Origin of the sequence: Streptomyces sp. NPDC059201 (assembly GCF_042754585.1) — a bacterium.
Classification (GTDB): Bacteria; Actinomycetota; Actinomycetes; order Streptomycetales; family Streptomycetaceae; genus Streptomyces.
Genome location: NZ_JBHZBB010000001.1, coordinates 634,251 through 660,411, shown reverse-complemented (window position 1 = coordinate 660,411; position 26,161 = coordinate 634,251). Strand labels below are relative to the sequence as shown.

General features: G+C 72.3%; 26 protein-coding genes and 1 pseudogene. 18 read left to right on the top strand and 9 right to left on the bottom strand.

Features of this window, described 5'->3' with window-relative positions:
- The first annotated feature begins 33 nt into the window (after positions 1-33).
- The 4 genes from ACFXMG_RS02990 to ACFXMG_RS02975 are packed head-to-tail and all read left to right on the top strand — an operon-like array spanning position 34 to position 2,071.
- Positions 34-873, top strand: a complete 840-nt coding sequence (locus ACFXMG_RS02990) for a hypothetical protein (RefSeq protein WP_383816386.1) — start codon at positions 34-36, stop codon at positions 871-873.
- Positions 874-898: 25 nt separating this feature from the next.
- On the top strand, positions 899-1,189 hold the full coding sequence (locus ACFXMG_RS02985) for a hypothetical protein (protein ID WP_383816384.1): 291 nt from the start codon (positions 899-901) through the stop codon (positions 1,187-1,189).
- Positions 1,190-1,235: 46 nt separating this feature from the next.
- The gene (locus ACFXMG_RS02980; protein WP_383816382.1) at positions 1,236-1,742 is read left to right on the top strand and encodes a DinB family protein; all 507 of its coding nucleotides are present in this window, start codon (positions 1,236-1,238) and stop codon (positions 1,740-1,742) included.
- The gene (locus ACFXMG_RS02975; RefSeq protein WP_383816379.1) at positions 1,739-2,071 is read left to right on the top strand and encodes a hypothetical protein; all 333 of its coding nucleotides are present in this window, start codon (positions 1,739-1,741) and stop codon (positions 2,069-2,071) included. The genes ACFXMG_RS02980 and ACFXMG_RS02975 overlap by 4 nt, the downstream gene beginning before the upstream one ends.
- Here the strand turns inward: ACFXMG_RS02975 and ACFXMG_RS02970 are convergent.
- Complete coding sequence (locus ACFXMG_RS02970; protein WP_383816376.1) at positions 2,032-2,901, bottom strand: SDR family oxidoreductase; 870 nt, start codon at positions 2,899-2,901, stop codon at positions 2,032-2,034. The genes ACFXMG_RS02975 and ACFXMG_RS02970 overlap by 40 nt on opposite strands.
- Before the next feature lie 117 nt (positions 2,902-3,018).
- On the opposite strand from ACFXMG_RS02970, the gene ACFXMG_RS02965 reads away from it, so the two are divergent.
- The 4 genes and pseudogenes from ACFXMG_RS02965 (at position 3,019) to ACFXMG_RS02950 (ending at position 7,145) form a co-directional block, all read left to right on the top strand.
- Positions 3,019-3,387, top strand: coding sequence for a hypothetical protein (locus ACFXMG_RS02965; protein ID WP_383816374.1), 369 nt, complete (start codon positions 3,019-3,021; stop codon positions 3,385-3,387).
- A gap of 96 nt (positions 3,388-3,483) precedes the next feature.
- Positions 3,484-4,001: pseudogene (locus tag ACFXMG_RS02960) on the top strand (ATP-binding cassette domain-containing protein); the annotation flags it as partial.
- A 195-nt stretch (positions 4,002-4,196) separates the two neighbouring features.
- Positions 4,197-5,879, top strand: a complete 1,683-nt coding sequence (locus ACFXMG_RS02955) for a chlorohydrolase family protein (protein WP_383816425.1) — start codon at positions 4,197-4,199, stop codon at positions 5,877-5,879.
- Between the two features lie 60 nt (positions 5,880-5,939).
- Entirely contained in the window at positions 5,940-7,145 is a 1,206-nt protein-coding gene (locus tag ACFXMG_RS02950; protein WP_383816372.1) for an NADH:flavin oxidoreductase, read from the top strand.
- Between the two features lie 33 nt (positions 7,146-7,178).
- Here the strand turns inward: ACFXMG_RS02950 and ACFXMG_RS02945 are convergent, their stop codons facing one another.
- The 3 genes from ACFXMG_RS02945 to ACFXMG_RS02935 form a co-directional block, all read right to left on the bottom strand.
- Entirely contained in the window at positions 7,179-8,528 is a 1,350-nt protein-coding gene (locus tag ACFXMG_RS02945) for an MFS transporter (RefSeq protein ID WP_383816369.1), read from the bottom strand.
- A gap of 112 nt (positions 8,529-8,640) precedes the next feature.
- Entirely contained in the window at positions 8,641-10,293 is a 1,653-nt protein-coding gene (locus ACFXMG_RS02940; protein WP_383816367.1) for an amidohydrolase, read from the bottom strand.
- Positions 10,294-10,497: 204 nt separating this feature from the next.
- Positions 10,498-11,397, bottom strand: coding sequence for an Lrp/AsnC family transcriptional regulator (locus tag ACFXMG_RS02935; RefSeq protein WP_383816364.1), 900 nt, complete (start codon positions 11,395-11,397; stop codon positions 10,498-10,500).
- A 205-nt stretch (positions 11,398-11,602) separates the two neighbouring features.
- On the opposite strand from ACFXMG_RS02935, the gene ACFXMG_RS02930 reads away from it, so the two are divergent.
- Positions 11,603-12,658: a C-terminal binding protein gene (locus tag ACFXMG_RS02930; protein ID WP_383816361.1), complete on the top strand. Its 1,056-nt coding sequence runs from the start codon at positions 11,603-11,605 to the stop codon at positions 12,656-12,658.
- Entirely contained in the window at positions 12,655-13,464 is an 810-nt protein-coding gene (locus ACFXMG_RS02925; protein WP_383816358.1) for a class II aldolase/adducin family protein, read from the top strand. The genes ACFXMG_RS02930 and ACFXMG_RS02925 overlap by 4 nt, the downstream gene beginning before the upstream one ends.
- Before the next feature lie 21 nt (positions 13,465-13,485).
- Here the strand turns inward: ACFXMG_RS02925 and ACFXMG_RS02920 are convergent, their stop codons facing one another.
- The 3 genes from ACFXMG_RS02920 to ACFXMG_RS02910 are packed head-to-tail and all read right to left on the bottom strand — an operon-like array spanning position 13,486 to position 16,006.
- Entirely contained in the window at positions 13,486-14,571 is a 1,086-nt protein-coding gene (locus ACFXMG_RS02920; protein WP_383816355.1) for a sensor histidine kinase, read from the bottom strand.
- A complete protein-coding gene (locus ACFXMG_RS02915; protein ID WP_383816352.1) occupies positions 14,564-15,274 on the bottom strand; it encodes a response regulator transcription factor in 711 nt (236 codons plus the stop codon). Before ACFXMG_RS02915 ends, ACFXMG_RS02920 begins: the two co-directional genes overlap by 8 nt.
- 9 nt (positions 15,275-15,283) lie before the next feature.
- A complete protein-coding gene (locus tag ACFXMG_RS02910) occupies positions 15,284-16,006 on the bottom strand; it encodes a VanZ family protein (protein ID WP_383816350.1) in 723 nt (240 codons plus the stop codon).
- Between the two features lie 180 nt (positions 16,007-16,186).
- Between ACFXMG_RS02910 and ACFXMG_RS02905 the strand changes: the two genes are divergently transcribed.
- Positions 16,187-16,360: a hypothetical protein gene (locus ACFXMG_RS02905; protein WP_383816348.1), complete on the top strand. Its 174-nt coding sequence runs from the start codon at positions 16,187-16,189 to the stop codon at positions 16,358-16,360.
- 33 nt (positions 16,361-16,393) lie between these two features.
- On the opposite strand, the gene ACFXMG_RS02900 is transcribed toward ACFXMG_RS02905, so the two are convergent.
- A complete protein-coding gene (locus ACFXMG_RS02900) occupies positions 16,394-17,002 on the bottom strand; it encodes a GNAT family N-acetyltransferase (RefSeq protein WP_383816345.1) in 609 nt (202 codons plus the stop codon).
- A gap of 227 nt (positions 17,003-17,229) precedes the next feature.
- Between ACFXMG_RS02900 and ACFXMG_RS02895 the strand changes: the two genes are divergently transcribed.
- From ACFXMG_RS02895 to ACFXMG_RS02885, 3 genes are all read left to right on the top strand, one after another.
- Positions 17,230-18,354, top strand: a complete 1,125-nt coding sequence (locus tag ACFXMG_RS02895; RefSeq protein WP_383816342.1) for a hypothetical protein — start codon at positions 17,230-17,232, stop codon at positions 18,352-18,354.
- A gap of 88 nt (positions 18,355-18,442) precedes the next feature.
- Positions 18,443-19,786 carry a GH1 family beta-glucosidase gene (locus ACFXMG_RS02890; RefSeq protein WP_383816422.1) on the top strand — a complete coding sequence of 448 codons (1,344 nt, stop codon included), beginning with the start codon at positions 18,443-18,445 and terminating at the stop codon, positions 19,784-19,786.
- Entirely contained in the window at positions 19,783-21,024 is a 1,242-nt protein-coding gene (locus tag ACFXMG_RS02885) for an MFS transporter (RefSeq protein WP_383816339.1), read from the top strand. The genes ACFXMG_RS02890 and ACFXMG_RS02885 overlap by 4 nt, the downstream gene beginning before the upstream one ends.
- Positions 21,025-21,105: 81 nt before the next feature.
- Here the strand turns inward: ACFXMG_RS02885 and ACFXMG_RS02880 are convergent, their stop codons facing one another.
- Entirely contained in the window at positions 21,106-21,642 is a 537-nt protein-coding gene (locus ACFXMG_RS02880) for a GNAT family N-acetyltransferase (protein ID WP_383816337.1), read from the bottom strand.
- Positions 21,643-21,822: 180 nt separating this feature from the next.
- On the opposite strand from ACFXMG_RS02880, the gene ACFXMG_RS02875 reads away from it, so the two are divergent.
- From ACFXMG_RS02875 to ACFXMG_RS02860, 4 genes are read left to right on the top strand one after another with little or no spacing between them, the layout of a single operon-like run.
- Positions 21,823-23,028, top strand: coding sequence for an aminotransferase class V-fold PLP-dependent enzyme (locus ACFXMG_RS02875; RefSeq protein ID WP_383816334.1), 1,206 nt, complete (start codon positions 21,823-21,825; stop codon positions 23,026-23,028).
- Positions 23,013-24,347, top strand: coding sequence for an extracellular solute-binding protein (locus ACFXMG_RS02870; RefSeq protein ID WP_383816331.1), 1,335 nt, complete (start codon positions 23,013-23,015; stop codon positions 24,345-24,347). Before ACFXMG_RS02875 ends, ACFXMG_RS02870 begins: the two co-directional genes overlap by 16 nt.
- A 2-nt stretch (positions 24,348-24,349) precedes the next feature.
- Positions 24,350-25,348 carry a carbohydrate ABC transporter permease gene (locus tag ACFXMG_RS02865; RefSeq protein ID WP_383816329.1) on the top strand — a complete coding sequence of 333 codons (999 nt, stop codon included), beginning with the start codon at positions 24,350-24,352 and terminating at the stop codon, positions 25,346-25,348.
- Complete coding sequence (locus tag ACFXMG_RS02860; RefSeq protein ID WP_383816326.1) at positions 25,345-26,160, top strand: carbohydrate ABC transporter permease; 816 nt, start codon at positions 25,345-25,347, stop codon at positions 26,158-26,160. The genes ACFXMG_RS02865 and ACFXMG_RS02860 overlap by 4 nt, the downstream gene beginning before the upstream one ends.
- The last annotated feature ends 1 nt before the right edge of the window (position 26,161 follow it).

The window sequence follows — 26,161 nt, the reverse complement described above, 5'->3', positions numbered from 1 at the left end:
AGGCGGTGGTCAGGGGGTGGTTAGGGTGGCGGTATGACTCCGCCTCCCGACGCGACCGCGCTGGACCGGCTGGACCGGCTGGACCGGCTGGATCGGCTGGACGCGTACCTGGAGGCCCTCTGGGACGGCGCCGGCGTCCCGACCGCCGAGGAGGCGTCGTGGCACGGGGGCCGGGCCGAGGAGGGGCAGCTCGTCCTGTGGGCCCTCGACCGGCTCCGACGCCTCCCGCGCGAGCCCAGCGAGGACTTTAGGCGCCAAGTGGGCGGTCTGCTCGGCGAGTTCAGGAGTCGACGCTGCCCGTGGAACGCTGCGGCGCTGCGGCTGCTCGACGACACGTACACGTTCGTGGCGACCGGTCCTCGGCGCCACGACGACTGGGCGCATGACGTCCGCGCCGTGATGCACCGGTCGGTCCGTGACCCCCGGGGCTGGATCCGGCTGGACGGCGACCGCGTCAACGACGTCCGCCGCGCCTGGCCCGCGTACCCCTTCGACCCTCCCCCCGCGTCCGACCTCCCCGCCCGCCTCCACTCCCTGGCGGCGGACGGGGCGGTCGCCGCGCTCACCGTCATGGCCGAGGAGTGGCAGTCGGAACCGGCCCCGGTCCGGGCGCGCCCCGACCGTGACTCGCTCCTGGCGGACGCCCGTACCCTGCTCGACCGGTACGGTGCCGACGCGCGGTTCTGGACGAACGCGACCGCCGCCGCCGGCGACCCGGCCCCCGACTTCGTCGGAACCGGGCTGGCGGGCACCCGGTCCCACCGCTTCGTCACCAGCGAGTACGTCAACGGCCTGGACCTCTTCGAGGACTTGGGCGTGATCGCGGTGAGTGCCGAAGAGGTGGGCGTCTTCTGGTCGTTCGGAGCGTACTGACCCCGTGGACGCGACATCCGAAGGCATGACGCCGCTTCCCTCCCTCACCTTCGTGCGCCACGTCGACGGCCTCCGCCACCGCTTCGAGCGCGCCGGCGAGCGCGGCGGGCGTCCCGCCTACCGCCGAACGGACGGGGACGTGTGGTGCGTCTGGTCGCCGGCCGAAGGCTGGCACTGCGAGATCGCCGACGGACTCGTCACCGCCCACCCCCTGGACGGCCGCGCCGATACGCCGGAACCCCCGGCCACCGTCTGGCGCAGCTTCAAGAACGACCGCTCCTACCTCTACGACCTCCGGCTCGATACCCACCCGTGAGAAATCACATCGACACGGGCCGCGAAGATCGGAGAGGCTTCGCGCGATGACCAGAATCGACGACACACCGCCCGCGTGGGACGAGCGCACCCAGCTCACCACCTTCCTCGACTACGCACGCGACACCGTCCGCGCCAAGTGCGACGGCGTCTCCGAGGAGAACGCGCGCAAGGCGCTGCTCCCGGGCTCGCCGCTCATGACCATCAGCGGACTGATCAACCATCTGCGCTGGGTCGAGTACTACTGGTTCCGCGTGGTCTTCCTGGGCGAGGAGGACGAGGGCCCCTGGACCGACGAGGACCTCGACCGCGAGATGCGGATCGGGGTCGACTTCCCGGTCCGGCAGCTGCTCGACGAGTACGCGGAACACAGCGCTCGCCACCGCGAACTGGTCGCGGCCCACGGCCTCGACATCAAGGCGCAGCGCCCCATCCGCAACGGCCTCCACGTCGACCTGCGCTGGATCCTCCTACACCTCACCGAGGAGACGGCCCGCCACAACGGCCACCTGGACATCCTGCGCGAGCTGCTCGACGGATCGACCGGCGCATGAACACCGAGCCCGAGGCGTGGTACGGCGCCAGAACCTTCTACCGCTGGCTGACCTGGGAGAACCGCCCCTACGAGGAGCGCGTCGTACTGTTCCGGGCGCGCTCCCTGGACGAGGCCATCGAAGGGGCCGAACGGGAGTCGGCCGAGTACGCCCGGGACAACGACCTCGCACTCCTCGACATGGTGCAGGTCTACCGCATCTCCGACGGCGACGAGGACCTGGCCGCAGGCACGGAAGTGTTCTCCCAACTGCACGCCCTCGACGTCCCGGCACACGAATTCCTCGACCGCTACGACTCGGGCCCGGCCCACACGCAGACCAGCGAGTGAGGCCGCTCGGGCCCGCCGAGGAACTCGCGGGCACCACGGAGCCTGGTGGTCAGGCGCCGCTGCGTCGCGGTGGTGCTGAGGCGGACATCCAGCGCGCCGGGGACGCCCGCCTCCGCTCGGGTGCCGGCGGGGACGAGGGACGGGGCGATGCCGTCGCGCCGGGCAACGAGGAGGCCCAGGGCGTGGCGGCTGATCGCATCGGTGCCGGCGAGGTGGAGGACGCCGGTGAGGTCGGACGCCGTGAGTTCCCAGAGGGCGGCCGCCAGGTCGGCGACATGGACGGGGCAGCGGACGTCGTCGGTGAACAGGGCGCCCTGTCGTCGGCCGGTGGCGAGTTCGTGCACGAGGCGTTCGTGGCCGGATCCGCCGTCGCCGATGATGAGCGAGGTACGGGCCACGACCGCGTCGGGATGGAGGAGCCGTACTGCCGTCTCCCCGGCCGCCTTCGCGGCCCCGTACGGCGTCACCGGGTCCGGGAGCGCCGTCTCTTCGTAGTGCACGCGTACGCCGGAGAACACCGCGTCACTGGAGACATGCAGCAACCGGATCCCACGCGCCGCCGTCCCCTGCGCCAGCCGAACTGCGCCGTCGGCGGTGACCTCCCAGTCGGCGTCGCCACTGGACGCGTTGATCACGACATCGGGCCGCACCGCGTCCAGGACCGCGCCGACGCCGTCCGGATCACGGAGGTCCAGATGGTGCCACGGCACGCTGGAGGCCACCCCGGGGCGGGAGTTGAAGGTGGCGGCTGCGGCGCGGCCGGTCACGCTCGCCTGACGTACCAGCTCCGTACCGAGGAAGCCTGTGGCTCCGATGATCAGCACCGTCATGCCTGGCCACGGTAGTGGAAGAGCGGGTGGTGGCGGGGGCCCCGGGGCACCCTCCTCTGCGCTGCTCGACCGGAAATGGGGCGGAGGCGTCGCAGGCCCGCCGGGTACCGTGGCGGGGTGAGTGGGAGTTTGCCGGCCGATGTGGCCGAGGTACTGGTGGCTGTGTTGGACGGGGACGATCCGGTGCATGCCGCGTTGTTGCGGCAGATGCCGTATCTCCGGGTGGCGGGGTGTTGTGGGTGTGGGTGTGAGAGTCCGGATTTTGAGCTCGACCGCAGTCAGGTGGAGCCGGCTCCGGTCGAGCCCGGCACCTTCGTGGCGGCCGAGGTTCCGCTCTTCACCGAGAGCGGTGACTGCCCTGGGATGGTCATGGTGTTCACGCGGGGCGGCTATCTGGCCTGGCTGGACATCTGCTCGTGGAGTGACGACGTCGAGGTGAACCTCTCCAACGCGGTCCGGTGGTTGCGGGGCCCTCGCCGCACCTGACCCCGGGGCGGGTTCAGACGTCCAGGATCGCCGGGTCCGCCGCTTCGATGGCTACGGAGCACGCGTGGCGTGCCTGCGCGCGGAGGAGGTCGCGGCATGGTGAACGACTGCGAGGAGAAGGACGGCCGGGCGGACCGGGAGCCGGAGGCCGCCGGGCCGGCGACGGTCCTCGAAGCCGTCGGACTGCGCAAGACGTACGGCGGCGCCGTCGCCGTCGACGACGTGTCGTTCACCCTCGCGGCCGGCGCACGCCTCGCCGTCGTGGGGGAGTCCGGCTCCGGCAAGATTACTGTGGCCCGCATGCTCCTCGGCCTGGAGACCCCCGACGCGGGCACCCTCACCGCGTGCGGCCGCGCCCGCCCCCTCGGCGGACGCGTCACCTCGCGCGAGCGCCGCCGCCGCGCCCGCGAGATCCAGATCGTCTTCCAGGACCCGTACGCCTCCCTCGACCGGCTCCAGTCCGTCGGCGACGTCGTCGACACGGCCCTCGCCCTCCACTTCCCGCTCGACCGCGCCGAACGCCGCACCCGCGCCACGGAACTCCTCGCCTCCGTGGGCCTCAACGCCACCTCTCCATGCGCCCGGCCCAGCTCTCCGGCGGCCGGCGCCAACGGGTCGCCCTCGCCAGGGCCCTGGCCGTCGAACCCCGCGTCCTCGTCCTCGACGAGGCGGTCGCCGCGCTCGACGTCTCGATCCAGGCCCAGATCCTGAACCTCCTCGCCGACATCCGCGAACAGCACGAGATCGCGTACGTCTTCATCTCGCACGACCTGGCCGTGGTCCACCAGATCAGCGACCGCGCCCTGGTGATGCGCGGCGGCCGCGTCGTCGAGGAGGGCCCCACCGGCCGCCTCCTGGCCGACCCGGCAGAGGAGTACACCCGTCAGCTCCGCGCCGCCGTTCGCAGCCGGCCTGATTCCGAGAAGTACGCTCCGGTGTCCGGCCCCGTGGCCGGGCGCCGGCGCCACCCCGGACGCCTCCCTCCCTCACCGCGACTCATCCCACCCCGGCACCATCGGAGTTCCCGTATGAAGACCCTCGTCACCGCGAGTCATGTGATCGGATACGACCCCGAGGCCGACGACCACGTCCTGATCCGGGACGGCCAGGTCGTCTACGAGGGCTCCCGCATCGTGCACGTCGGGCGCGGGTACGACCCCGCCGCGTGCGACGTGGTCGTGGATGCCGGACTCGCGCTGGTGGGGCCGGGTTTTGTGGATCTGGACGCGCTGGCGGACATCGACCACGCCCTTCTGGACACGTGGCACGCCGACGACCGGGGCCTGGAGTGGTCGGAGGAGTACGTGCTCGGCGGCCCGAGGGCGGTGTTCGACGCCGAGGACCGGGCCTTCATCCGCGAGTACGCCCTCACGCAGCTCATCCGCAACGGCATCACCACGGCGATGCCGATCGCCGCCGAGACGCACTCCGCCTGGGCGGAGACGTACGACGACCTGGTGAGCGTCGCGGACAGCGCGGCCCGCTTCGGGCTGCGCATGTACCTCGGCCCGAGCTACCGCAGCGGTGTCCCCGTCGTCACCGCCGACGGGACCCGCACCCGCCACTGGCGCCCCGAGCGCGGGGAGGAGGGCCTGGCGGACGCGATCCGCTTCGTCCGCGACCACGACGGCGCGCACGACGGCCTGATCCGCGGCGCCCTGCTGCCCTGCCGGATCGAGACCCTGACCCCGGACCTGATGCGGGCGACGGCGGCGGCGGCCGAGGAGCTGGACTGTCTCGTACGCCTCCACTGCCTCCAGGGCACCGGCGAACGGGCGCACCTGGCCGAGGAGCACGGCACCACACCGCTGGCCCTGCTCAAGGAGACGGGCCTGCTGGGCCCGCGCCTGCTGATCCCGCACGCGATCTACATCGGCGGGCACAGCGAGGTGGAGACCCCGTACGCGGGCGAGCTGGAGGATCTCGCGACGGTCGCGGGGATCGTGCACTGCCCGCTGACGATGGTGCGGTACGGGGCGGCGCTGGAGGACTTCGACCGGTACCGGGCGGCGGGGGTGAACATCGCGATGGGGACGGACTCCTTCCCGCCGGACATGATCCGCAACATGGACTACGGCACCAACCTGTCCAAGCTCACCACCGGCCGGCTGGAGGCGGGCTCGGCCGCCGACTACTACCGGGCGGCCACCCTCGGCGGAGCCAGGGCCCTGGGCCGTACCGACCTCGGCAGGCTCACGCCCGGCGCCCTCGCGGACCTCGTCGTCGTCCGTCTGGACGGTCCGCGCACGGGCCCGGTGGACGACCCGCTCCGCACGCTGCTGATGAACGCCTCGGGCGCGGACGTCGACACCGTCGTCATCAACGGCCGCACCGTCCTGGAGGCCGGCACCGTCCCCGGCCTCGACGAGACCGCGTGGCGCACCCGCGCGCAGGGAATCTTCGACCGCATGAAGGACGCCTACGCCGACCGCGATCACTTCCACCGCACCACGGCCGACCTCTTCCCCGACTCCTTCACCTCATGGGCGTGAGCCCGCCCAGCTGACGACACAAGAGCTGACTGTTCGTCAGTTCTGTGCCATGCTCCGCGCATGACCGCAGCCGACCCGCCTCCGCGCCCCTCCGGCCCGCCGCCCGACGTCCTGGCCCCGGCCAAGCTCGGGCCCGTACGGCTGCGCAACAGGGTCATCAAGGCGGCGACGTTCGAGGGGCTCACGCCCGAGGCCGTGGTCACCGACGAACTCATCGAGTACCACCGGCGTCCCGCCGCCGGAGGTGTGGCGATGAGCACGGTCGCGTACTGCGCCGTGGCCCCCGAAGGGCGCACCCAGCGCGCGCAGTTGTGGATGCGGCCCGAGGCGCTGCCCGGTCTGCGCCGGCTCACCGCCGCCGTCCACGAGACGGGCGCGGCCGTCTCCCTCCAGCTCGGGCACGCGGGTCCGGTGGCCGACGCCCGCTCGAACCGGCTGCCCTCGCTGTCGCCGATGGGCGGCTTCAACCCGGTGAGCCTGCGCCGCGACCGGGCGGCCACGGCGGAGGACCTCGCCGGGGTGGTCAGGGCGCACGCGGCGGCGGCCCGGCTGGCCGTGGAGGCCGAGGCGGACGCGGTGGAGCTTCACCTCGGGCACAACTACCTGGCCAGCGCCTTCCTCAGCCCCCGGCTCAACCGCCGGACCGACGCCCATGGCGGCCCGCTGCGCAACCGGGCCCGCCTCGCCCTTGACCTCGCCCGCGCGGTGCGCGAGGAGGTGGGGGACCGGATCGCGATCACCGCGAAGCTGAACATGACCGACGGCGTGCGCGGCGGGCTCTCCCGGGAGGACAGCCTCCAGGTCGCGCGGTGGCTCCAGGAGGAGGGCTCGGTGGACGCCCTCGCGCTGACCGCCGGAAGCTCCCTGCTCAATCCGATGTACCTGTTCCGGGGCGACGCCCCGGTGAAGGAGTTCGCGGCCCGGTTCCCGCTGCCGCAGCGGCTGGGCCTGCGCACGGTGGGCCGCTCGTTCCTGCGGGCCTACCCGTACGAACCGCTCTATCTCCTCGACGACGCCCGGCCGTTCCGCGACGCGCTCGCTCTGCCGCTGATCCTCCTCGGCGGGGTCACCGACCGGGAGGGCATGGACCGGGCCATGGCCGACGGTTTCGAGTTCGTCGCCATGGCCCGGGCCCTGCTCCGCGAACCGGATCTGGTACGCCGCCTGGGCGACGCGCCGGAGACCCGCTCGCTCTGCATCCACTGCAACCGCTGCATGCCCACCATCTACACGGGCACGCACTGCCCGGTCATCGACCCGGCCTGACCTGACTGGCCGGACTGACCGGACCGACCTGACTCAGGCCGTGGTCCCGACCGGAGCCGACGCCGGCGCCGGGGTGGCCGGGGCGGTGGCGAGGCGGCGCAGGTGGGCGTCCCGCAGGCGCAGGGTGCACCAGATGCCGATCACGGAGACGCCCATGAGGGCGGTGGCGGGCGGCCAGTACGCGCCGCCGGCGAGGGACGACAGCCAGACCGCGACGACCGGGGCGAAGCCGCCGAAGATCATGTTGCAGACCTGGTAGGAGAGCGAGATGCCGGTGTAGCGGACGTGCGGGGCGAAGCCGTCCGCGAGGATCGCCGCGATAGGTCCGTACAGCGCGGACATCACGAAGCGCATCGCCAGCATCATCAGGTAGATCAGGACGACGCTGCCGCTGTCCATGACCAGGAACTGAGGGATGGACAGGAGGACGACGCCGACGAGGCCACCGACGACGACCCGGTGCGCGCCGATCCGGTCGCCCAGGAGGGCCAGGAAGGGCGTGACGACCAGTTCCAGGAAGGCGGCCAGGGTGAGGCCGTTGAGGAGCATCGACTCGGACAGGTGCAGGGTGTCGGTGCCGTACGCGAGCAGGTAGCTGGTGACGACGTAGTAGCCGCCGGTGGCGGTTGCCAGCGCGAACACGCCGACGAGGACGGTCCGCCAGTCCTTCTGGAGGACCTCGGTCACGGGCAGCTTGCCGTCCGTGTCCTGCTCCGCGTGGATGTCCTCCATCACCGGCGAGTCCTCCAGCCGGGTGCGGATCACCAGGCCGATGACAACCAGGACGGCGGAGGCGAGGAACGGCACGCGCCAGCCCCAGCTGTCGAACGCCTCGTCCCCGAAGAGGTTCATGAGGGTGAACGCGCCGGTGGACAGCAGGGCGCCGACGGAGGAACCCAGCTGGGCGAAGGAGCCGTAGAAGGTGGACTTCCCGTTCGGGGCGTTCTCGACGGCGATCAGGACCGCGCCGCCCCACTCGCCGCCGATGGCGAGGCCCTGCACGAGCCGGAGCACGATCAGGAGGATCGGCGCGAGGACGCCCACCTGGTCGTACGTGGGCAGGAGGCCGATCGCGAAGGACGCGATGCCCATCATCAGAAGGGTGATCACCAGGGTCTTCTTGCGGCCGACCCGGTCGCCGATATGGCCGAAGACGATCCCGCCGAGCGGGCGCAGCAGGAAGCCGATCGCGAACGTGGCGAAGGAGGAGAGGGTCTTCAGCGCGGGTGGCATGTCCGCCGGGAAGAAGACGTCGTCGAAGACGATGGCCGCGGCGGTCGCAAATGCGTAGAAATCATACCACTCGATGGAAGTTCCGGCGAGTGCGGCGAGGGCCGATCTGAACGGGTTCCGGGAAGGTGCGGGGGTGGTGCGGTCCGTCATGGGGGACCTCCGGCGGGAAGGAGAAGGGGGACGGGGAGGAGCGGCACGGGCCGGCCGCGGGTGTGCGGGCCGGCCGGGGGGTGTGCCGGCCCGCGGGCGTACGGCGGGTGGGTCAGCGGCCGGAGGTCCAGGCGCGCCGGCCGCCCACCCAGGTCTCGCGCACGCGGATGGCGGGGAGTTCCTCGGCGGTGACCGTCAGGGGGTCCGTGTCGAGGACGGTGAAGTCGGCGAGCATGCCGGGGGCGAGGGCGCCGACCTCGTGCTCGCGGTGCAGGGCGCGGGCGGCCGCCCCGGTGTGGGCGTGCAGGCCGTCCGCCACCGAGAGCCGCAGCGCCTCGTCGCCGAGCACCGTGCCGAGGACCGTCCGGCGGGTCGCCGCGGCGGAGACGGCCTCCAGCGGAGCGGGCGGGGCAACCGGCGCGTCCGAGGAGAAGACCACCGGCACGCCCGCCTCGGGGCAACGGCCGGCCGGGTTGTAGCGGTGGCCGAGTTCGCCGACCGCCGTGAGCGTGCCGTCGCCGGTGCGCAGGTGGTGCTGGGGCTGCATGACGGGGACGACGCCGAGGCTGCCCATCCGCGTGATCTGCTCGTCGGTGGGCAGGCCGCAGTGCTCGATCCGGTGGCGCATGTCGGGGCGGGGACGGTCGGCCTGGGCCTTCTCGATCGCGTCGAGCACCATGCCGATCGCGTAGGGGGACTGCGCGTGGGTGGCGGTCTGGAGACCCGCCGCGTGCGCGCGCCGGACGATCTCGGCGTACTCCTCGACCGAGTGGTACAGCTGCCCGTGGTGGCAGCAGTCGGCGGCGTACCCCTCGGGGAAGTACGCGGTCCAGCCGCCCAGCGTGCCGTCCGCGTAGAACTTCACGCCCTGGATACGGAAGCGGTCGTCGCCGAAGCCGCGCACCGCGCCGAGTTCGAGGGCGGTGTCGAGGAGCGCGGAGGTGAGGTAGGCGGAGACGCGCATGCGCAGGGAGCCGTCGGCGTGGGCGCGCAGGTAGGTCTCCATCTCGCGGCGGGAGACCTGCGCGTCGCCGATGGTGGTGACACCCGCGGCGAGGAAGACCTCCTGGGCGCGCAGCAGGTGATCGGCCATGATCTCGTCCGGCTCGGAGAGGTGGAAGTTCGGGCCGTGGTTGCCGATCTTCACGCCGGCCGGGCCGGTGAGCAGGTCGCAGGCCGCGTCCCACAGCTGCCCGTCGGGCTCGCCGTTCTCGAAGCGCCCGATGCTGCCGCCCTCGGGGGAGTCGGTGCCCGCGGTGATGCCGCAGACCCGCAGGGTGTGGGAGTTGACGACGCCGCCGTGTCCGGAGGCGTTCATCACGTACACCTCGCGGTCCTCGGCCACCCGGTCGAGGTCGTGGCAGGTGGGGTGGCGCTGCTCGGCGAGGCGGCGGTGCTCGTACCCGAAGCCGCGCACCGGGACGCCGCCGGGCAGGTCGCGGGCGGCCTCGCGCAGCACCGCGACGAGGGTGTCGATGTCGGGGACGCGCTCGGGGCGCAGGTCCACCCACGCCAGCGCCTGCCCGTACATGACGGGGTGGCAGTGGGCGTCGACGAAGCCGGGGTGGACGAGGCCGCCGTCCAGGACGATCTCCTCGTCCACGCGCCCGAGGGCGGCGCGGGCCTCCTCGACGGTGCCGACGTGGACCACGCGCTCACCGCGGACCGCCAGGGCCTCGGCGCGCACCGAGGTGCCGGCGGCGGCCACGGGGGCGCCGGTGACGAGGAGCGTGCGGTCGGGGGACACGGAGGGAGGGGTGGGCATGGCGGGGTCCTTGCTTTCGACCTGGGGAGGGCAGAGGGCCGACAGACGATTCGGCCTGCTGAACCATAAGGAACGAACGAGTGATCCGCCAAGGGGTATCCGAGCAACTTTTTGTAAAGGTGAGACGCCTGTGGGCTTCCGTATCGACTGTCGGAGGGTGGATGGGGCTCGGTGGGGGTGTGCGGGGAGGGTGTGGGCGGGAGGTCAGGCGGGGTGCGGGCCCAGGTCGTACCGCTCCTTGACCAGCTCCAGGTGGAGCCAGCTCTCCACCTCGCGTACGGCGGGCAGGGCGCGGATCTCCTCCAGCGTGGCGCGCACGGCCTCGAACGACTCCGCCGTCACCGTCCCGACCAGCTCGGCGCGGCCCAGGCAGGTGGAGAGGAAGGAGACGCGGGTGTGCCGGGCGACCTCCTCCGCGACGGGCGCGGCCGGGCCCGTCACGCGCAGGGAGAAGCCGCAGAGGTAGCCCATGCCCAGGACGTCGGGCCGCACCAGGGCGACCACCTTGGCCACGCCGCCGTCCAGGAGGCGCAGCGTCCTCGTCCGGGTCGCGCCGGCCGAGAGGCCGACGCGGACGGCGAGTTCGGCGAACGGCAGCCGCCCGTCGTCCTCCAGCTCGGCGAGGATCCGCTCGTCCAGCGCGTCCTGGACCTCGACCGTCGGCTCCTGGGTGAGCAGGTACGGATCCTTCACGTGGCGGGTCGCCACCAGCGGGTCCACCGTGCGCACCCCCGGCAGGGCCCGGATGTGCTCGATGGTCCGCTCCAGCTCGTCGAAGCCCGCGGTGCGCAGCTCCGTCATGATCGCCCGCCGTCCGCTGGTCAGCGTCACGAACGGGGCCTGGGGGAGGGCGGCGATCTCGCGCGCGACCGGGGCGGCCGGGCCGCGGGTGTCGATGGCCAGATGGGCGGAGGCCGAGAGGCCCCGGACCGCGGGGTGCACGATCGCCGCGACCCGCACGGCCCCGGACTCCTGGAGGCGCTGGACCCGCATCCGGGCCGCCGGGCGCGACAGGCCCACCTGCTGGGCGAGCGTCTCGTAGGTCAGCCGTCCGTCGCCCTGTAGTGCTCGCACGATCGACAGGTCGGTGTCGTCGAGTTCCACGCGTCGTCCCCTCCGCTTCGGTGTCCCGCCCGGCCGCCGGTGCGGCCGAGCCCGCCCATTGTCGATCAGCAGCTGGGCGGTGACGTGATCCCGGCCCCTGGTGGGACCTCGATGAGATCTATCATCTCCTCTGCTCTAGACAGACTCCACAGTCGAAACGTAAGTTCACTCTGAATTTGACGAACGAATCATCTCTGGAGATCTCATGGGGCGACCGGTGGTCGTGATCACCGACACTGAGGAGCTCGACCCCGGGCCCGGTGTACGGCTCCTCACCGACGGCGGATTCGACGTGCGGGTGGTCGGCAGCCGCGATCCGGACCGGATCGCCGCCGCGGCCCACGACGCCGACGCCGTGATCGTCGGATACGCGAAGATCGACGCGGCCCTCCTCGACCGCATGCCCCGGGTGCGCCTCCTGGCCACCATGTCGGCCGGCTACGACATGATCGACACCGAGGCGGCGGCCCGGCGCGGCCTGTGGGTCACCCACCTGCCGGACGCCGCGACGGAGGACGTCGCCGTCCACGCCCTCGCCTCCGCCCTCAGCCTGCTGCGCCGGCTCCCGCAGGCCGACGCCGCCGTCCGGTCCGGCGGCTGGAGCACCGACTTCACCGAAGTCCCCCGCCGCGTCGGCGAGGCGACCCTGGGACTCGTCGGCATGGGCCGCATCGCCCGCGCCCTCGTGCTGCGCGCCGCCCCGCTCTTCGGCCGCGTCGTCGCCTACGACCCCCGGGCCGAGCATTGGCCGGAGGGTGTCGAGCGGCTCGGACTGGACGACCTCGTCGACCGGTCCGACGTGATCTCCCTGCACGTCCCGTCCACCGCCGAGACCCGGGGCATGGTGAACACGAGCCTGCTGGCCCGCACGCGCCCCGGCGCGCTGCTCGTCAACGTGTCCCGCGGCGACCTCGTCGACGCCGAGGCACTCCTCGCGGCCCTCGACAGCGGACAACTGGCCGGCGCCGCCCTCGACGTCTTCCCCGTGGAACCCCCCGCCCCCGGCGACCGGCTCCGCACCCACCCCCGCCTGCTGCTCTCCCCGCACAGCGCCTTCCTCAGCGACGCCTCCCTGCGCGCCTACGCCACGGAGCCGGCCCGCAACGTCCTGGCGTGGTGGACGACGGGCCGACCGCTGACTCCTGTCGTCACCCCCGCCGGCGTCGGCGCTGCCGCCGCCGCACCCGCCGCCCCTGCCACCGCACCCGTCGCCCCTGCCGCCGCCACCCGTACACCCCGCACCCACGGAGCCTCCGCGTGACCGACCTCCTCACCACCCCCGCGACCCCCGCCACCCCGACCGACCTGGCCGACCTGGCCGCGGAGGAGCTCCGCCTGCGGCGCGAACTCGCCGCCGTCTACCGGCTGGTCGCCCACTTCCGCATGACGGACCTGATCTTCACCCACATCTCCCAGCGGCTGCCGGGCCCCGACCACCACTTCCTCATCAACCCCTACGGCCTCCTCTTCGAGGAGATCACCGCCTCCAACCTCGTACGGATCGACCTCGACGGAAACCCCGTGGAGCCCACCCCGCACCCGGTCAACCCCGCCGGCTTCGTGATCCACAGCGCGATCCACAAGTCCCGCCCCGACGCGCACTGCGTCCTGCACACCCACACCAAGGCCGGATGCGCCGTCGCCGCCCAGAAGGGCGGACTGCTCCCCGTCAACCAGATGTCGATGGAGTTCCACAACCGCGTCGGCTACCACGACTACGAGGGCGTCGCCCTCAACCTCGCCGAACAGCAGCGCATCGTCGAGGACCTCGGCACCCACCCCGCCCTCATCCTCCGCAACCACGGCCTGCTCACCGTGGGCGACAGCGCCGCCCAGGCGTTCCTGCGCATGTACTACCTGGAGAAGGCGTGCGAGATCCAAGTGACCGCCCAGGCCGGCGGCACTCCGCTGATCCTGCCCCCGGAGGAGGTCTGCGAGTACACCGCCCGTCAGCTCGCCGGTGACACGGACGCCGAGGCCGACTTCCAGGACGACATCGCCTACGACCTCGCCTGGGCCGCGATGCTCCGCCTCGTGGAGCGGATCGCACCCGACTACAAGGACTGACCCTGGAACCCGCCTTCCGTGCTACGCCCGCGGCCGGTCGGGAAGGCGGACCGTGACGAGGAGGCCGCCGGCCGGGCGGGCGTCGAGTTCCAGGGTGCCGCCGTGGGCGCGCACGACGCTGTGCACGAGGGCGAGGCCCAGACCGACACCGGCGTGTTCGTCGGTGCGGACGCGTTCCGTCCCCCGCTGGAAGGGCTCGGTCAGGGTCGGTACCAGGTCCGGTGCGAGCGGAGGACCGGTGTTCTCGACCCGTACGACGCTGGTGCCGCCCCGCGCCTCGGTGTGGACGGTCGCCGTGCCGCCGGCGGGGAGGTTGTGGACGAGGGCGTTCTGGACGAGGTTCGTCATCATCCGCAGCAGGAGCTCCGCTGACCCGCTGGTCCGCGTCGCGCCGCCGGTGACGTCGAGCGTGATCCCGCGCTGTTCGGCGAGGGGGAGCAGGGTCTCGGCGGCCTCCTCGGCGACGAGGGAGAGGTCGACGTCTTCCCGGGCGAAGTTCCCGCAGTCGCTGCGGCTGAGCAGCAGAAGGGCCTCCGTGAGGCCGATCGCGCGCGTGTTGACGACCTGGAGGCGCTCGATGAGTTCCTCCCGGTCGCGGGTGGGGTCCTTGCGGGCGACGTCGAGCAGCGTCTGCGAGATGGCCAGCGGCGTACGCAGCTCGTGCGAGGCGTTCGCGGCGAACCGCCGCTGCTCGGCCACGTGCGCCTCCAGCTGCCCGAGCATCGTGTCGAAGGTGTCGGCGAGTTCGCGGAACTCGTCCTGGTGCCCCTCCATGCGGATCCGGTGGGACAGCGACCCGTTCCCGGCCGTCCGAGCCGCCGACGTGATCCGGGTGAGCGGCGCGAGCATCCGCCCGGCGAGGACCCAGCCCCCGACGAGGCCGAACACCAGCAGGAACGCCATCGCCACGGCCGCGGCGGGGAAGAAGGTGCGGACCAGGAGGTAGCGGTTGGGCGAGACACCGAGCAGCCCCTGGGTGTTGTCCGGGATGTAGCGCAGCAGGAAGCCCCACACGACGGCCAGGAGCAGAGCCCCGGCGATCGACAGGAACCCGGCGTAGCTGAGGGTGAGCTTCAGCCGGACGCTGATTCCGGGCGGTCTACGCATGCGGACGTCCGGAGTCTTCGGGATGGGGCGTGCTGGGCTCGGGCTCGGTGTCGATGCGGTAGCCGACGCCCGGCACGGTGGCGATGACCCAGGGTTCGCCGAGCCGTTTGCGCAGGGCCGAGACCGTGATGCGTACGGCATTGGTGAACGGGTCGGCGTTCTCGTCCCACGCCCGCGCCAGCAGCTCCTCGGTGCTGACGACCCCGCCCTCGGCGGCGACGAGGACGTCGAGCACGGCGAACTGCTTGCGAGTGAGGGCCACGTACCGCCCGTCGCGGTAGACCTCCCGGCGGAAGGGGTCGACGCGCAGGCCGCCGAGCTCACGGACCGGAGGCCGGGAGTGGCCGCGGCGGCGGTCGAGCGCCCGCAGCCGCAGGACGAGTTCCCGCAGCTCGAACGGCTTGGTGAGGTAGTCGTCGGCGCCGAGCGCGAACCCGGACTCCTTGTCGTCGATGCGGTCGGCGGCGGTCAGCATGAGGATGGGGATGCCGCTGCCGGAGGCCACGATGCGGCGTGCGACCTCGTCGCCCGAGGGGCCGGGGATGTCGCGGTCGAGGACGGCGAGGTCGTAGGAGTGGAGGCCGAGCAGTTCCAGGGCGGTGTCCCCGTCGCCGGCGATGTCCGCGGCGATCGCCTCCAGCCGCAGACCGTCACGGACGGCCTCCGCCAGATACGGCTCGTCCTCCACGATCAGTACGCGCATGCCCGAAGCCTAAGCAACGCGCGCGACGTCGGGAGCAGGCGAGGCCGAGGCCGAGGCCGCTGGCGTGCGGCCACGCCACCACCGGCGCGAGGCAAGCCCCGCGAGTACGGCTCCGGTGGCGTTGACCAGGACGTCGTCGACGGACGACACCCGGTCGAGCCACAGGACGTACTGCGCGGTCTCCACCAACACCGAGCACCCCGCCCCGAGCGCGAGGATCCGCGGCACCGAGGCCAGCGCCGCCCACCGCACCGGCGCGAAGAACCCCAGCGAGGCGAAGACCAGCAGGTTGCCCCCGATGCCGAGCGGCCCCATCGTGACCAGGTCCCGCAGCGGCACCAGGCTCAGCCGGGGCGGCACGACACCGGCGCCTCCGCCCGGCATCATCGTCATCCACAGGAACGGCAGCGTCCCGTGCACCATGCCCACCTCGGCCACCGAGATCCGCCCGCCCGACGCGACCCCCGCCCGCCGCCGCCACCGCGCCAACCCCCACGCCACCACCCCCGCCAACGGCAGCGTGACCACCGTCATCAGCACCACCCCGTTGAACGTGCCGAAACACCCGCCCCACCGCCCGGACAGACACATCGGAGCCGACATCATGAGCGGCCCCCGCACGAGGAACAGCGCCCCCGCTCCACCGAGAAGGACAAGCCCGAGGAGCAAGATCCCGCGCGAGCGGAGCGGCGGTGAGGGCGGAGACACCGAAGGAGACGAGTCGCGGTTCATGCCCCCATTGAAGGGCGGGCCCGGTTGCGACGGCGTATGCGATTCTCGATACGCCGACGATATGCGCCCCGACGCGCCGACCAGGAGCGACCCGTGCTCCACCGTGCGCCCTCCCCGCCGTCTCCGCCCGCTGAAAGGCTGGCCCGGTCAGAAAAGGTCACCAGCCCTGAGGGGGAAACCGTGGCAACGACGCAGTCCAAGTGCGGAGCGCTGACGGAGAAGAACACCCGCTGCCGCCGGCTCGCCATGATCGGAGCCTCCCGCTGCAACGTCCATCGAGGCGACTGGTCCCCCTACACGATCGAAAGACGCAAGGAAGCCGAACGCAAGGCGAAGACGCAGCGCGCCAAGTAACGCGACGAGCCGGCCCCGTACAAGAGTGACGGGTTATGAGGTGGCGGCGGGCTTGTAGGTGAAGCCGGACAAGGGGGCGAGGTACTTCCAGCCGAGCGCTTCGTAAAGGGCTCGGCCTTGGACGGTCGCGCCCAGGATGCCTTCTGACGCGCCGTTTTCGAGGGCCGTTTCGGTGAGGAGGCCCATCACCGCCGATCCTAGGCCGCGACGCTGGTGGGCCGGTTCGGTGATGATCTGGTCGAAGACGACGGCGGTGTCGGTGCGGCCGGTCTGGCCGCACGCGGCCACTTCCCCGTCGGTGGTGTGGACGCGGACGTGGGTGAAGCCCTCGGTCGTCTCGACCGTGGCGGTGTAGCCGTCCGGCGTGCGCACCTGCGACGGGCTCAGGTCGACGGCCATCAGGAAGCAGGGCTCGACCGGTTCCCAAGCGGAGGAGAACCAGGGCTCCATCTCGCGCTGCGGCAGGAACGCCTTGACGCATGTGGTGGGTTCGTCGATCGTCCCGATGAGGTCGCGGGCGGCTGCGGCCGTCGCCGTGGCGTCGGCGCCGAGCAGGACGTGACGGACTGTCTGGGTCGGCTGCCCGACCTCGATCCTGAGTCCCCACGGCACGTCCACCGGCTTCGGCACCCGCCGCGACACGGCCCACCCTTCGGCCCACGACCGCGCAGTGTCCATCATCCAGTCCCCCCGAGACCCGTCCGCCGACATGAGGCACTGTACGTGAGGGCATCCCCCGTGCCTCGGCTCCAACTTCCCTTCCCTCCTGGCCGCTCATGCGATCATGCTGCGTTCGTGTGTTCGTGGTTCGTGGGTTTGTGACAACGGGAGTGCGTGTGAGCGGGGCTGGCGGGCAGGACGGGTCATCCGTGTCCGACGAGGAATGGGAGCGGTTTCTGCGCGACGCGGCTTCGGGGGCCGCCGACGCGCCCGTGGAACCGTCGGCGCGTGCGCGCGAGGTCGGGCGGAGGCTGCGGGAGGAGGGCTCCGGGCAGCCGGAGGGCTGGCGTACGTACACGCCGGCGCAGCCCCGGCGCCGCAGGACGGGCTGGTACGCGACCGGGCTGGTCGCGGCGGTGGCCCTCCTGGCCGTGGCGCTCTTCCCGCAACAGATTGTCGGGTGGTTCGGCGACGGTGAAACCGGTGGCGGGCGGGACTCCACACCCCTGGCCGCCGAGTCCGAGGCCCCGCAGGAGGCGCCGGGCGCCGAGCCCGATCTGCGTCCCACGCTCGCCGAACCCTTCCGCGGCTCGCCCGCCGCCCGCTGGGCCGACGGAGCGGCCGGGATCACCGTGCCGGCCGCCAGGGCGACCGGCTGGATGGACGCCGCCCACGTCGCCCGCGCCCTCCGGCAGAGCAGGGACTTCATGGTGACCGCCGGGCTCGACCCCGCCGTGCTGCGCGGCGCGCGCCCCGCCAAGGCCATCGCGCTGCTGAACCCGCACCAGAAGGACGTCCAGCAGTACCTCCGTACCGCCCTCTCCTCGAAGGCCCTCGGTCCCGACACCGATCCGCTCCTGCTGTTCAGCCGCTTCAAGCCGGACCAGACCCGGCTGGTCGGTGACGTCGTCAAGGCGCGCGGCCGGCTCTCGTACCGCGAAGGGAAGCAGGGCGCGGTCGAGGTGACGGCGGACGTCACCTTCGTCTACCCGGTCACCCCGGCCGCCGGCGCGGAAGGGGGCGACGGCGAGGTCATCCGTACGATCGTGCGCCGCCAGGTGGTGATGAGCTGGGACGACCCGGACAAGGTCCTCACCGAACCCGGGACGTTGTCCCTCGTGTCGTTCACCCTCGACATGACCAACGGCGGCTGCGCCGCCCCCACCGGCTACTTCGTCCCGCCCTTCGACACCGCCGACGAACAGCCCGCCGACGCCTCCCGCCAGGTCGACCCGTACGACCGCACCCAGCCGCTCGACCCGGGCGACGGCACGACGGACACGGACGCGGGTACGGGCACAGGCTCTGGATGCGCGACCGCCACCCGCTCCTAGAGCCCCTATCCGCCCCCTCCAACGTGAGGAATTCGGGAGACAATTCAGCTATAAGTCCAGGGTGTTGACTTCCTACTGGCCGGTACCCATGATCGCGGCCATGGCTGCTTCCACGGACCCGCTTCCGCAGTTCCCGCCCGGCTTCCTCTGGGGTGTCTCCACCTCCGCCCATCAGATCGAGGGCGCCGTCGCCGCGCGCGGCGCCTCGGTGTGGGACGCCTTCAGCGCCGAGTCCGGCCGGATCAGAGACGGCTCCACCGCGGACGTGGCGTGCGACCACGTGGCGCGGTACCGCGAGGACGTGGGCCTCATCCGCGACCTGGGGGTGGACGCGTACCGCTTCTCGATCTCCTGGCCGCGGGTGCTCGCGCCGGGCGGGCTCGACTTCTACGACCGGCTCGTCGACGAGTTGTGCGCGCAGGGCGTGCGGCCGGTGCCGACGCTCTTCCATTGGGACCTGCCCCTGGAGGTCGAGGAGGCGGGCGGCTGGCTGGAGCGGGACACCGCGTCCCGCTTCGCCGCGTACACGGAGACCGTCGCCGAACGGCTCGCCGACCGCGTCACGAAGTGGATCACCCTCAACGAGCCCGCCGAACACACCCTCCTCGGGCACGCGCTCGGCGCGCACGCGCCCGGCAGGAAGCTGCTGTTCGACGCGCTGCCCGTCGCCCACCACCAGCTCCTCGCGCACGGGCTCGCCGCGGGCGCGCTGCGCGCCGCCGGCGTCACGGACATCGGCATCGCCAACTCCCACGGACCGACCTGGCCCGCCTCCGGCGGCCAGGCCGACACCGAGGCCGCCGACCTGTACGACGTCATCCTCAACCGGCTGTTCTCCGACCCGCTGCTGCTCGGCCGCTACCCCGACGGCTTCGGCGACCTCATGCCGGGCGGCGACGTCGACGCCGACCTGAGGACGATCTCCGAGGGCACGCTCGACTGGTACGGGATCAACTTCTACCAGCCGACGAAGGTGGGCGCGCCGGGCGCGGAGGACGTGGAGTTCTCCGGACTGACCCTGCCCGCCGGACTGCCGTTCTCCGTGCGGCAGATCGAGGGCCATCCGGTGACGGACTTCGGCTGGCCGGTGGTCCCCGACGCCTTCACCGAACTCCTCACCTCCTTCCGCGACCGCTACGGCGACCGTCTGCCGCCCCTGGTGATCACCGAGAACGGCTGCGCCTACGACGGACTCGACGACCAGGCCCGCATCGCCTACCTGGACGGGCACCTGCGCGCCCTGCACCGCGCCGTCGAGGCGGGCGTCGACGTCCGCGGCTACTTCCACTGGTCGCTCATGGACAACTTCGAGTGGGCCGAGGGCTACACGAAGCGCTTCGGCCTCGTCCACGTCGACTACGCCACCCAGACGCGCACACCGAAGGCATCGTACGCCTGGCTGCGGGACGCGCTCAGGGCTCAGCGAGCATGACGGCGCTCGCCCTGGAGGAGCCCGCCGAGCGGGTCGGGCGCGGCTGGACGGCCGCGCTGTCGCTGGCCAACGGCGCGATCTGGGTCGGCTGGTACGGGCCGCTCCAGATCCTGCTCGCGCAGCAGGCCGAGCTGTTCGCGCCCGGCACCGGCCTGTCGAAGGAGTCGCTGCTGGCCTGGGTGACCGGCGCCGGCGCGATGGTGTCGCTGGCCGCGAACCCGCTCTTCGGAGCGCTGTCGGACCGGACGGTGTCGCGCTTCGGGCGGCGTACGCCGTGGATCGTGGCGGGGACGGTCGGCGGGGCGCTCGCCCTGCTGCTCCTCGGCACGGCGGACGCGGTCTGGGTGCTCTTCCTGGGCTGGTGCCTCGTGCAGCTCACGCTGAACGCGGCCTTCGCCGCGGTCACCGCCGCCGTGCCCGACCGGGTGCCGCGCCTCCAGCGCGGCGCCGTGGGCGGCTGGCTGGGCGCCGCGCAGATCCTCGGCGTCGTCGCCGGCACCGGGCTCGCGACGGCGGCCGGGGGAGTGGGCGCGGGGTACGCGGCCTGCGCGGTGTTCACGCTGATCGGCGTCGCGCCGTACGTGCTGCGCCACCCGGACCTGCGACTCGCCGAGGCCGACCGGCCCGCGTGGTCCTGGCGGCGGTTCCTGGCCGGGTTCTGGCTGAGCCCCCGCGCCCACCCCGACCTCGCGTGGGCCTGGCTGACCCGCTTCCTGATCAACCTGGGCAACGCGCTCGTGCTCCTCTACCTCTTCTACTACCTCCGCGACCAGGTGCGGTACGCCGATCCCGAGACGGGTGTCCTCATCCTGACGGCGGTGAACGGGGTGACGCTGCTCGCCACCGTCGTCGTGGGCGGGGTCTGGTCGGACCGGGTGGGCCGCCGCAAGCCGTTCGTGCTGTGGTCCGGGGTGCTGGTGGCGGTGGCGACCGGCATGCTCGCCTGGTGGCAGACCTGGAACGGGGCGCTCGTCGCGGCGGCCCTCCTCGGCATCGGCTTCGGCATCTTCACCTCCGTCGACTTCGCCCTGATGACCGACGTCCTCCCGAAGGCCGGCGACCGAGGGAAGGACCTGGGCGTCATCAACATCGCCAACTCCCTGCCCCAGGTGGCCGCCCCCGCCCTGGCCGCCCCCCTCGTCAACCACCTCGGCGGCTACCGCGCGCTCTACCTGGTCGCGGCGGGCGCCGGCCTGCTGGGCGCGCTGCTGGTACGCCGGATCAGGGCGGTGGACTGAGTCGGTGGCGGTGAGTCGGTGGCGGTGAGGCGGTGGGGGTGAGGCGGTGGGGGTGAGGCGGGGCTTGGGAGGGCGACCGGTTCAGTCCCGCGCCGTGGCGGTCTTCGTGTACTCGACCTTGGCCGGGCCGTCGCCGTCCTCCAGCCGGGCACCGAGAACCCAGCCGCACGCCTCGTAGAACGACCTGGCGCTCTCGTTGCCGGGGAAGGTCTCCAGGCGGATCACCGGGTGGCGGGCGAAGAGGGTCTGCTCCGCGTGCCCGAGCAGCAGGCGCCCCAGCCCGGTGCGGTGGTGGCCGGGGTCGACCATCATCAGGTCGACCGTGGCTCCGTCGAGGATGGAGAGGCCGACGATCCGGTCGTCCCGGGCGGTCAGGCAGTAGGCGCCGCCCCGTTCCAGATGGCTCCGCACATGGGCGTCGGACGCGCCGCTGCCGATGAACCAGTCCACCGCCTCGTCGCCGAGGAACCCGCGGTAGCACGTGTCGATCGTGCGTCGCGCGAGGGCCTGGAGCGCGCCGAGGTCTTCGCCGCGCGCGAGGCGGATGCGCGTGGGGTGGCTCTGCGCGGGGTGGATGTGCGCGGGGTGGTGGGCGAGACGGTCGGGTCCGGTCGACACACTGCTTCCGATTCTGCGTGATGCGGGGGTTGGGCCTCGATCCTAGCCGCGCGCCTGTCGCGAGCTCCTTCGGTCGTAGCCCTTGCTCGGTCGTAGCCCTTGCCGGGGCGGCTTCGCCTCTCTAATGTGAACCTTCAAATCCAGGGGAGACCATGCTCCTGGTCCTTTGAGGGATCAATTTTGAACGATCAAATCTATCTGCTCGGCCGTCGTCCGATGGCGGGGTATCTCGATCACGCGAGGATCGGGCCGCTGTCCGGGCCGGCCGGCCGCGCGCTGTCCGGGGCGACCGCGCTGGCCTCGCGCCTGGCGCCCGCCGACCTGGACCGGCTGTTCGCGCTGGGCGACGCGGCCCGGGCGTCCGCCGCCGGGCTGCTGGACGCGCGGCCGCACGAGGTCGCGCTCGCCCCGTCGACCAGCAACGGGCTGTTCACCGTGGCCGCCGCGCTCCAGGAGCCCGGGACCGTGCTGGTGCCGCGCGCCGAGTTCCCCGCCAACGTCTACCCCTGGCTGCGTTTCGCGGGGCGCGGCGGCCCGGAGGTCCGGATGATCGACCCGGACGGGCGGCGGCACATCACCCCCGACCTCCTGCGGCGCAGCCTCACCCCCGACGTCGTCGCCCTCACCGTCAGCGCCGTCGACTCGCTCACCGGGCACATCGCGCCCCTCGCCGCCCTCAAGGAGATCCTCGGGCCGCGGCGGCTCCTGATCGTCGACGCCATCCAGGGACTCGGAGCCGTACCGCTCGAAGCCGACGCCGCCGACGTCCTGGTGAGCGGGGGCCAGAAGTGGCTGCGGGCCGGCTGGGGGGCGGCGCTGATGCTGATACGCGACCGGTGCGCCGAGCGGCTGTCCCCCGGGCTCGGGGGCTGGGCCGGTGTCGCCGAGCCGTTCGCGGACCGGCATCCGGCACCCTCGCTGCCCGGGGCCGCGGCCCACCTCGCCACCAACCCGGACTTCACGGCAGCCGCCGCCCTCGGCGCCGCCCTCGACGACCTGCGCGAGCAGGGCGGGCCCGCCGCCGTCGGCGCCCGGATCCGGGCCACCCTCGCCGAGCTCCTCGACCGTGCCCGGCGCGCCGGCGGCGAGGTGCTGCTGGACGGGCTCGGCCCGGGGGAGCGCGCGGGGATCGGGGCCTTCCGGCTGCCCGGGCACGACCCGGCCGTCGTCCACCACGCCCTTGAAGCCGGCGGCGTGATCACCACCCGCCGCGGCGAGTGGATCCGCCTCTCCCCGCACGCCCACACCTCCGCCGCCGCGGTGGACCTGTTCGCCGAGGCGCTGCGGCCGTTCACCGGGCGCGCCGACCACACAGGTGCCCCAGGCCGGACTCGTACCTCCACCACCTCACCCACCACCCAGGAGCCGACATGTCCCACCACCTGAGCCGCCGCCAGATCCTCCACCTCGCCACCGCCTCCGCCGCCGGGCTCGGGCTCGCGGCCTGCGGGGACGGCGGGTCCGGGGGTGACGGCGCCGGAGCCGACGGCGACAGGGGCCGGATCACGGTCTGGAGCTGGACCACCGCGGCGGAGGCGCTGCGCGGGGTCGTCCCCTCCTTCCAGCGGGACAACCCGGGGATCGAGGTCGACGTCCAGGACCTCGGCAACCCCGCCATCTGGGACAAGATCACCGTCGGGCTCGCCTCGGGCGGCAAGGGTCTCGCCGACGTCCTGCACCTCGGGGTCGACTACCTCCCCGGCTACCTCCAGAAGTTCCCCCAGGGCCTCGCCGACCTGTCGAGACTCGGCGCCGACCGGCACAAGGACGCCTTCGTGCAGGGGCTGTGGCCGACCGCCATAGGGCAGGACAGAGCCGTCCACGCGCTGCCCTGGGAGGTGAACCCGCTCGGCCTGTTCTACCGACACGACTACTTCGAGAAGGCCGGCGTCGACCCCGCGTCGATCACCAGCTGGGACGACCTGATCGCCGCCGGGCCCAGGATCCAGGCGGCCACCGGCGCCCAGCTGCTCGGACTCGACAAGCCCGGCACCACCCAGGACATGGACTTCTTCCAGAACCTGATGCAGCTTCAGGGCGCCTTCTACTTCGACGCCGAGGGCAGGATCACGCTCGCCGCCCCGGCGGCCGTCGAGGCCCTGACCGTCATCAAGCGGCTCAACGACGGCGGCCTGCTCGCCGACACCGCGGGACAGGGCACCTGGAAGCGGCTGGTCGGCCAGGGAAAGCTCGCCACCGCCCCGTACCCGGCCTGGGCCATCGAGTACCTGGCCACCAAGTTCCCCGCGCAGAGCGGCAAATGGCGGGTCATGCAGCCGCCCGCCGCCGTCCCCGGCGGAGGCCGCAGCGCGATCGTGAACTCCACCTACCTGTCCGTCTCCGCCACGAGCAAGCGCCGCAAGGCCGCCTGGCGGTTCGTCGAGTACGCGCTCACGAAGCCGGCCGAGATCAACCGGATGTTCGCGTCCGGAGGCGTCTTCCCCGCCCTCAAGTCGGCGTACGACGACCCGAAGTTCAGCGCCCCGCACCCCTTCTACGGCGGGCAGCGGGTGCTGCGCTCCTTCGTCGACTCGCTCGACTCCGGTGCGGCCGCCACCAACTTCACCGGCGACTACAGCCGTGCCCTCAAGCTCGCTGCCGACGCGCAGACCCAGGTCCTCCTCAAGGGCGCCGACCCGGCCGGTGTGCTCAAGGACGCGGCGCGGCGGCTCGCCCAGCAGACCGGCCGGCAGCAGGCGGCCTGACCATGTCCCTCGCACCGTCAGACACCGACACCGACACCGACACCACCGGCGCCCGCGGCCCCAAGGCCCCCGCCCGCGCGGGCCGCCCCCGGGACCCCGGCTCCGGATCCGGGTCCAAGTCCGGTCCCACCGGACGCCGCCGGCTGCTGACCCGCGCGTCCGTCCCGTACCTGCTGATCATGCCCGCAGTCCTGGGCTTCGCGGCCTTCAAGGCGTACCCCATCGCCGCCTCGTTCTGGATCAGCCTCACCACCGGCAACGGCGACTCCGAGCGCTACGCCGGACTCGCCAACTACCGCCGCCTCCTGGCGGATCCGCTCTTCTGGACCGCGCTCAAGAACACCGCGCTGATCCTCGTCGTCCAGGTCCCGCTGATGCTCGGCCTCGCCCTGCTCGTCGCCCTCGGCCTCAACTCCACCAAGGTCTGGCTGCGTCCGCTGTGGCGGCTCGGCGTCTTCATCCCGTCGCTGACGGGCCTGGTCGCCGCCGGCGTGATGTTCTCCGTCATCCTCAACCGCGACGCCGGACTGCTGAACTGGATCCTGTCCCTCGTCGGCATCGACCCGGTCAACTGGCTCGGCAGCCCCACCTGGGCACGCGTCGGCGTCGTCCTCGTCATCACCTGGCACTACACCGGCTACAACGCGGTGATGTACCTCGCCGGCCTCCAGGGCATCCCCAAGGAGCTGTACGAGGCCGCGATGGTCGACGGCGCGGGCCCGGTCCGCCGCTTCTTCTCCATCACCCTGCCCCAGTTGCGGCCGATCCTCCTCCTCACCGTCGTGCTCTCGACCATCGGCACCCTCCAGCTCTTCGACGAGCCGTACGTCCTCACCGGCGGCGGCCCCGACAACGCCACCCTCACGGTCACCATGTACCTCTACAACAACGGCTTCAAGTACTTCGACTTCGGCTACGCCTCGGCCCTCGCCTACGCGCTCGCGCTGATCGTCTCCGTCCTCGGCATCCTCCAGGTCCGTCTGATGGGAGAACGCCGATGAAGACCCGGGCCCCCCTCCTCACCCTCCTCCTCGCGGGCGCGTTCGGGCTCTGCGTCGGCCCGTTCTGGTGGCTCGCGATGGCCGCCACCCAGGACGACAAGGACGTGTTCTCCTGGCCGCCGAAACTGCTGCCCGGCGGGCACCTCATGGAGAACCTCCAGGGCCTCCAGGAGTCCATCGGCCTCACCCGCGTCCTGTTCAACTCCGTCGTCGTCGCGGGCGTCCAGACCCTCGGCGCGGTCGTCGTCTCCGTCCTCGCCGGCTACGCCTTCGCGAAGTTCGACTTCCGCGGTCGGAACCTGTTCTTCGTCCTGCTGCTCAGCACCCTGGTCATCCCCGACACGGTGATGCTGATCCCGATCTTCCAGATGATGATGGACATGGGGCTGATCGACACGTACCAGTCGGTCATCCTGCCCGGCCTGGTCACCCCGTTCGGCATCTTCCTCATGCGCCAGGCGCTCCGGTCCATGCCCGACGAACTCCTCGACGCGGCCCGCGTCGACGGCGCCGGCGAACTGCGCGTCCTGTGGCGGATCGTCATCCCGGTCAACCGGCCGGTCATCGCGGCGCTCGCGCTCTTCGTCTTCCTCGGCGGCTGGAACCAGTTCGTCTGGCCGCTGATCGCGCTGCGCAGCCCCGAGATGTACACCCTGCCCGTGGCCACCGCCACGCTCCAGGGCCTCTCGACCACCAACTACGCGCAGGTACTGCTCGCCAGCGCGATCGCCGCCGTCCCCGTGATGGCCCTCTTCCTCGTCCTGCAACGCCAGTTCATCTCCGGCCTGCTGGCCGGGGCCACCAAGGAGTGAC